A 6,315-nucleotide genomic window follows, 5' to 3' on the forward strand; every position below is an offset into this window, starting at 1 on the left:
TTGTCGGTGCGGGCCATTACCGGCAAGCCCATCAAGTTTATGGGTATTGGCGAAAAAATCCGCAAGGGTCTGGAACCTTTTTATCCGGATCGCCTGGCTTCGCGTATTTTGGGCATGGGCGATATTGTCAGCCTGGTTGAGCAGGTCCAACAGGATGTCGATGTTGAACAAGCGCAGAAAATGACCGAAAAACTGCGCAGCGGAAAAGGTTTTGACCTGGAAGATTTTCGCCAGCAACTCCGGCAGCTGGAAAAAATGGGGGGCATGTCGAGCATTATGGATAAATTGCCGGGGATGGGTGAGCTCCCCGCTGAGGCACAGGCGGCCATGCAGGACGGTAAACCCATGCGTCGTCTGGAGGCCATTATCAATTCCATGACGCCCGGCGAACGTCGGCATCCGGAAATCATCAAGGCTTCGCGCCGTCGTCGCATCGCTGCAGGCGCTGGAACCACCGTAACTGAGGTCAACAAGCTGCTCAAGCAGTTTGAGATGATGCAGAAAATGTTCAAAAAAATGGGGAAAGGCGGGCGCGGACTCAGCCGTTTATTGGGGATGAATCCCAAATCGATGTTAAAGGGCGGTTTACCCTTCCGTTAGAGCTTGTTTTTAGTTACGATACGCGCCTTTCTCCCGTCCAGTGGGAGAGGACATGGTTAAGGAGAACACATGGTAGTTATTCGTATGGCCCGGGGCGGCGCCAAAAAGCGGCCTTTTTATCACATCGTGGTGACGGATAGTCGTAACCGGCGCGATGGCCGTTTCATTGAGCGCCTGGGTTTTTACAATCCCATTGGCGCTACGGCCGAATTGCGCATCGACAAAGAGCGTGCCGCTTACTGGCTCAGCCAGGGTGCGCAGCCTTCTGATACGGTAGCCGGCTTTTTCAAGAAAGAAGGCGTGAGTAAGACGGGTGTCGCTGCCGCCTGAGTCTGAAGAATGGGTGGTGCTGGGAAAAATTTCCGGCATCTACGGTGTGCGTGGAATGTTAAAAGTGTTCTCTTTTACGGATCTGCGTGATGCCATTCTCGACTACTCACCCTGGTTTTTGGGTTCTGAACTACGGCCTTATGTGTTGGAAGAGGGGCGTATGCAGGGTGAGGGTGTGGTTGCCAAGCTGGCGGAAGTCAGTGACCGGGAACAGGCCCGTGCCCTCATTGGTCAGGAGATCAGAATTGCGCGGAAGTATTTACCGGACCTGGAGCCCGGTGAATATTACTGGCGTGATTTGATTGGTATGCGGGTTCAGAATCTGGAAGGTCAGTTTCTGGGAAACGTGAAGAGTTTTCTCGAAACCGGTGCGAATGACGTTATGGTACTGGACGGTGAAAAAGGCGGGGAATTGCTGATTCCCTGGTCAGATACAAGTGCAGCTGGGGTGGACCAGAGTGCCGGACTGATTACCGTGGACTGGCAAGCGGACTGGTGATGCGTTTTGATGTCATCACTATTTTTCCGGAGCTGATTCACGGTTATCTGCGCGAGGGGGTGCTGGGGCGGGCCCAGGCGCGTGGGCTGATCCAGATACATGCCTGGAATCCTCGCGATTTTAGCGATAATGCGTATCGCCGCGTGGATGACCGGCCCTTTGGTGGCGGTCCGGGAATGTTGATGATGGCGCCCCCGTTGTTGGCAGCCATTGCTGCGGTACGCGCAGCAAACCCGGGGGCGCCGGTGATTTACCTGTCCCCCCAGGGGCAGCGTCTGCAGCAGGGAGCCGTGCAGGGCTTTGCCGGTGCAGACGGATTGATTTTGCTGGCAGGCCGCTATGAAGGCATTGACGAGCGGGTGCTGGCGGCGGTGGATGCAGAATGGTCCATTGGCGATTATGTACTGGCAGGTGGGGAGTTGCCTGCCTTGGTACTGATTGAAGCAGTGGCCCGGCAATTACCGGGTTTGTTGGGACATGCGGACTCGGCAGCCGAAGATAGCTTTGCGGATAACGGCTTGCTGGACTGTCCACATTTTACGCGCCCGGAAGTGGTGGGGGACGTAAGGGTTCCGGAAGTTTTGCTTTCGGGAGATCATGCCCGGATTCGTAGTTGGCGCCTGCAACAGTCTTTGGGGCGTACGGCTGAGCGGCGTCCGGATTTGTTGGCGCAGCGCGTTTTGAGTGCGCGTGAGCAGAAGTTATTGGATGATTATCGCCGTCAGGACGGCGAAGTGCAGTAATACTAGGCGAAGGAGCAGGGCTGTGAACATCATTGATGAAATCAACAAAGAACAGGTTCAGTCGGAACTTCCGGCTTTTGGCGCAGGCGATACGGTTGCCGTGCATGTCAAGGTGAAGGAAGGCGACCGCGAACGTATCCAGATTTTTGAAGGAATCTGCATTGCCCGTCGCAATCGTGGCCTGCATTCTGCCTTCACGGTGCGGAAAATCTCCAATGGCGAAGGTGTGGAACGTGTTTTCCCCTCTTATTCACCGCTGGTGACCAAGGTGGAAGTCAAGCGTCGCGGTGATGTGCGTCGTGCCAAGCTTTACTACCTGCGTAATCTGTCTGGTAAGGCTGCCCGCATCAAAGAAAAACTGGGCTGATGATTTCTGCTGCGCTTCCTGGCGAAGGCCGGGTTCGCTTTGGATAATCTGATCATGACGCCGGCGTCCAGGGAAATCCTGGAACGCTGGCGTTCTGCGTCTGTTGATGGGCGGGCCGCCCTGTGGGCCGACCCCGCTCAGCAGTTGTTGCTCCATTCGGCCTGGCAGGAGGATATCCTGCCGTATTGGTGGAGTGCAGCGGATAATACGGAGGCTTTGCAGGTGGTGGTGGATAGCCAGTCCATCTGGGCTGCAGCGGGGCAGCTTCCTGTCGGGCTCTTGGCCGCTGCGGCAGGTATCCAGGAAGAAAAACGCGCGTTATTGACTGCCGCCCCTTTGCCGGAGTTGCTCAAGCTGGAAGCCAGTGCACCCATGCCGCTGGATATGGAAGTCGATCTTCTGTCCAAGGCGGTGGAAGAAGCTGATCTGGAGCATCTGGTGCCTTTGCTGCAGAGCATGGCCAATGACGAAAATGCCCGGCGTGTGGTGCTGAATCGGCTGGCCCAGCGGCTGGCGGATGACAGCCATGCGCAGGGCCTTCGTAGTATTCTGTTTGGTGAATGGCATGACGCAGCGGCCGGGCTGCCTGCCCGGCCTTTTGCTTTGGGGGCTTTGGCTCTGTTGCAGAGCCATTGGCAGCAGGCATCTGGTATTGCGGTGGTCGTGCCGGAAGGGCGTGCGAGTCGCGATCCTGAAGTGGATAAGCCCCTGCTGCATGCCCTGCGCGAGCGCGATCTGCCCGCCTTCATGGGGCGGATCCGGGCCTTGGGGGATCAGCCTCTGGATGCCATTCGGCAGTTGTTTCTGACGGTGACCCTGATGATTATTGAGGGTGGTCATCGTCATGATCCTCAGGCGCTGATGCGTTTGTATGTCTGGCTGGGAACCCTGCTGACCTTTCCCCATCGCAGTTTGCGCCAGGCACGTAAGGTGTTGTTCAGTGCTGCCGCCAGCACTTTTGGCTTTGCCGGTTGGCAGCGCCGTGAGGATTGGCCGGATTTCAGTACCCTCGCTGCTTATCGGGATAGGGCGCTGTCCGAACCGGTTCCGGCGCCTTTTACCTGGCAAGGGGCGCTTTATGCTGCCGCTTCCGGAACATCTGCGGATTGGTGGTTACAATTGGCCGAACGGGCGGTAGCCCAAGGGAATCCCACGGGTTTCTGGCCGATCTGGCGAACTGCGCAGCGTGCCGGACAGGTCACAGGAGGACCCTTGGCATGGATTCACCCTTTGGTCGTATTGCGTTTTTATTTCGATTAAGTAAACAGCCTCATGACGATGGCAGCACCCCCGTCTGAGGATCTTCAGCGCATTGATGCTTTTCTGGATGCGCTCTGGCTCGAAAAAAATCTGGGTGAAAATACCCTGGCTGCTTATCGGCAGGATCTGCTGCAGTTGTCTTTGACTCTGGCTGAACAGGATGCGCACTTGCTGAGTGCTGATGCCGAGATGTTGATGCGTATTCTCGGACAAAAACTGCAATCCGGCGCGGCAATGCGTTCGGTCGCCCGGTTGCTGTCCAGCATCCGCCGTTTTTATGGTTATGCGCTGCGTGAGGGCTGGGTAACCCACAACCCCAGCCAGAACTTGCAAAGTCCTCGTCTTGCCCGCTATTTGCCACATGTGCTGAGTGAAACACAAATTGAAGCCCTTCTTGTCGCACCGGATCAGACCCGGCCGCTGGGGTTGCGCGACGCGGCGATGCTGGAGTTGATGTATGCCTGCGGCTTGCGGGTTTCCGAACTGGTCAATCTGGAAATGCGGCAACTGGATCTGAACGCAGATCTGGTCATGGTCTTTGGCAAAGGCCGCAAGGAACGGCTGGTGCCCATGGGGGAAATGGCGGCTGAGCGAATGGCGACTTATTTGCAAAATGCCCGTCCCCGGATTCTGGGAGCGCGCATTTCTGCAGCCGTATTTGTGACAGCTCGCGGGGCAGCGATGACGCGTCAGCGTTTCTGGCAGAATATGGAAGCTTATGCAAAAGTCGCCGGTATTGAACAGGCAGTTTCACCCCATAGTTTGCGCCATGCTTTTGCCACCCATCTGCTGAATCATGGTGCTGATTTGCGCAGCGTACAGTTGATGCTGGGGCATGCGAATCTGGGTACTACCGAAATTTACACCCATGTCGCCCAGGCCCGCCTCAAGGCCTTGCATGAAAAGCATCATCCCCGCGCGTAGGATTATTTTACGCTAATTTGGACTTGCAGCCTGGCGCGTTTCGACTATCTGTAAAGTCAGGTTTATAACCATAGAGTGTGGCAGAATATGATGCAACTTCCTTCCATTCATCCCCAGCGTGACCCCAAAACCGGCATAGTGACCATTGATAATGAGCCAGTGATTTTTCACTGTAATCATTACAATCGCTTTTTGCAGTTGGTGGTCGAAGATTGTCACTACATTCAGCGTGATCCTATTCTCATGCAATCAGCGGCTGAGGTCAGCTTCCGGCAACTGCAGCAACATTTTAAATCCTGTCCGGACTGGTCAGTGGAAGATCGGCTGGCGTATGCAGAAGCTGTTTATCGATTTTGTGGATTCGGTGATTTGCCCCTGGCATCTTTTCAGCTGCCGGAAAACCCGGAAAATGCTTTTCAGATTATCGAAAAAAATTCTCATTATGGTTTTGCCCTACGTCTTAATTATGGGAAAAGACGCTGGGCAGGAGAACACTTTGACCTGGGATTTGCTATTGGTGCCTTATCAGCGGGTTATGAGACCCCATTTGCCGGTCATTTGGGAAATCGCCTTGGTGATCAGTCCCTCAGCCGTGGGGACGAACAAACAGATTTCTGGATGAGTCAAATTCTTATTGCCAAACCAGACGGAAATATTATGGGTACCCAGGCCATTGTAGAGGTAAGATTACCTTCAGAAGCGGCGGATATACCTGAACGCACTGTTGGCCTGCATCTGGATGAGCCGGGTATTATCGCAGCAGTCAGTGGCATGCCGCTTCAGGGCGATGAGCATGGGATGATACGGGCATTTGGCGTTTGTCTGACGCGACATTATGCAGACTATTACAATCTGGTATCTTTTCGCTTCGAAGAGGCTCTGGTTAAAGCAATGGCCACCCATCCTTATCTGGGTGAAATGCTGTGGTATGAATATCCCGCCCTGTTTTATTACAAGGAAAAATTTGCGGGATTACAGGGTAAGGATCTCGCCGATACCCTGCTTATTGAAGCCGGTCATATATGTGGTTTCAATACTATGGGTGGCATTATGCGCTCGGATCCCTGGTATCAGCTGGTGGTCCCCCAATTGCGCTGTCGTGAGGACTGGCTGGCGGGTATCGTCGCCTGTATTAATGCCCTCGGCTGGGGTGTCTGGAGGATTCATGAACTGGTGCCCAACGAACGTCTGGTGCTGAGGGCCTGGTATCCCTATGAATCTCTGGGTTATCTGCGGAGTTTTGGCACGGCAGATCATCCAGTGGATTATTTGATGACGGGTATCGGCGCATCCTTGATGAACCTGCTGTACAGTGCTGATATTACCGCCAAACCCGATCTGACCCTGGAATTTTATTATCAGGTGAACCGTTCAAAAGCTGGTTTCTGGGGACGGCAAAGCGCTTGTGTGGCTATGGGTGATTCCTATTCTGAAGTGATTGTCGAGCGCAACGTCCTGTAGCGCTCGAACGGGTTATTTTTTTGCCAGGGTAATGACCACATAGATGCTGGCTTTACCCTGACGGACCAACATGGGAATGGGTTGGTCTGCGGGTAGTCCGGCGACAATGTGCGCCAGCTCGCTGACATTTT

Annotated in this window: 7 protein-coding genes and 1 pseudogene; all 8 read left to right on the forward strand. The window is 54.5% G+C overall.

The annotated features are described in order from the left end of the window. Window positions 1–600: pseudogene (locus AC2VLY_RS02790) on the forward strand (signal recognition particle protein); the annotation flags it as partial. A 69-nt stretch (window positions 601–669) separates the two neighbouring features. Further along, entirely contained in the window at window positions 670–930 is a 261-nt protein-coding gene (gene rpsP / locus AC2VLY_RS02795) for a 30S ribosomal protein S16 (RefSeq protein ID WP_010637598.1), read from the forward strand. Then, window positions 914–1,429, forward strand: a complete 516-nt coding sequence (gene rimM / locus AC2VLY_RS02800) for a ribosome maturation factor RimM (protein WP_193649487.1) — start codon at window positions 914–916, stop codon at window positions 1,427–1,429. Before rpsP ends, rimM begins: the two co-directional genes overlap by 17 nt. After that, complete coding sequence (gene trmD / locus AC2VLY_RS02805) at window positions 1,429–2,172, forward strand: tRNA (guanosine(37)-N1)-methyltransferase TrmD (RefSeq protein WP_486891890.1); 744 nt, start codon at window positions 1,429–1,431, stop codon at window positions 2,170–2,172. The genes rimM and trmD overlap by 1 nt, the downstream gene beginning before the upstream one ends. A gap of 22 nt (window positions 2,173–2,194) precedes the next feature. Beyond that, entirely contained in the window at window positions 2,195–2,539 is a 345-nt protein-coding gene (rplS, locus tag AC2VLY_RS02810; RefSeq protein ID WP_010637603.1) for a 50S ribosomal protein L19, read from the forward strand. 54 nt (window positions 2,540–2,593) lie between these two features. Further along, window positions 2,594–3,799 (forward strand): hypothetical protein, encoded by a 1,206-nt coding sequence (locus AC2VLY_RS02815; protein WP_486891889.1) that lies wholly within the window; start codon window positions 2,594–2,596, stop codon window positions 3,797–3,799. Between the two features lie 18 nt (window positions 3,800–3,817). After that, window positions 3,818–4,723, forward strand: coding sequence for a site-specific tyrosine recombinase XerD (gene xerD, locus AC2VLY_RS02820; RefSeq protein ID WP_486891888.1), 906 nt, complete (start codon window positions 3,818–3,820; stop codon window positions 4,721–4,723). 87 nt (window positions 4,724–4,810) lie between these two features. Further along, complete coding sequence (locus AC2VLY_RS02825; RefSeq protein ID WP_486891887.1) at window positions 4,811–6,184, forward strand: hypothetical protein; 1,374 nt, start codon at window positions 4,811–4,813, stop codon at window positions 6,182–6,184. The last annotated feature ends 131 nt before the right edge of the window (window positions 6,185–6,315 follow it).

The organism is Acidithiobacillus sp. TH-A36 (assembly GCF_057473445.1).

Bases quoted from the DNA above. Each gene is read 5' to 3' on its own strand.
- rpsP (WP_010637598.1), top strand. From the start codon at position 670: ATGGTAGTTATTCGTATGGCCCGGGGCGGCGCCAAAAAGCGGCCTTTT.
- trmD (WP_486891890.1), top strand. From the start codon at position 1,429: ATGCGTTTTGATGTCATCACTATTTTTCCGGAGCTGATTCACGGTTAT.
- AC2VLY_RS02815 (WP_486891889.1), top strand. From the start codon at position 2,594: ATGACGCCGGCGTCCAGGGAAATCCTGGAACGCTGGCGTTCTGCGTCT.
- xerD (WP_486891888.1), top strand. From the start codon at position 3,818: ATGGCAGCACCCCCGTCTGAGGATCTTCAGCGCATTGATGCTTTTCTG.
- AC2VLY_RS02825 (WP_486891887.1), top strand. From the start codon at position 4,811: ATGATGCAACTTCCTTCCATTCATCCCCAGCGTGACCCCAAAACCGGC.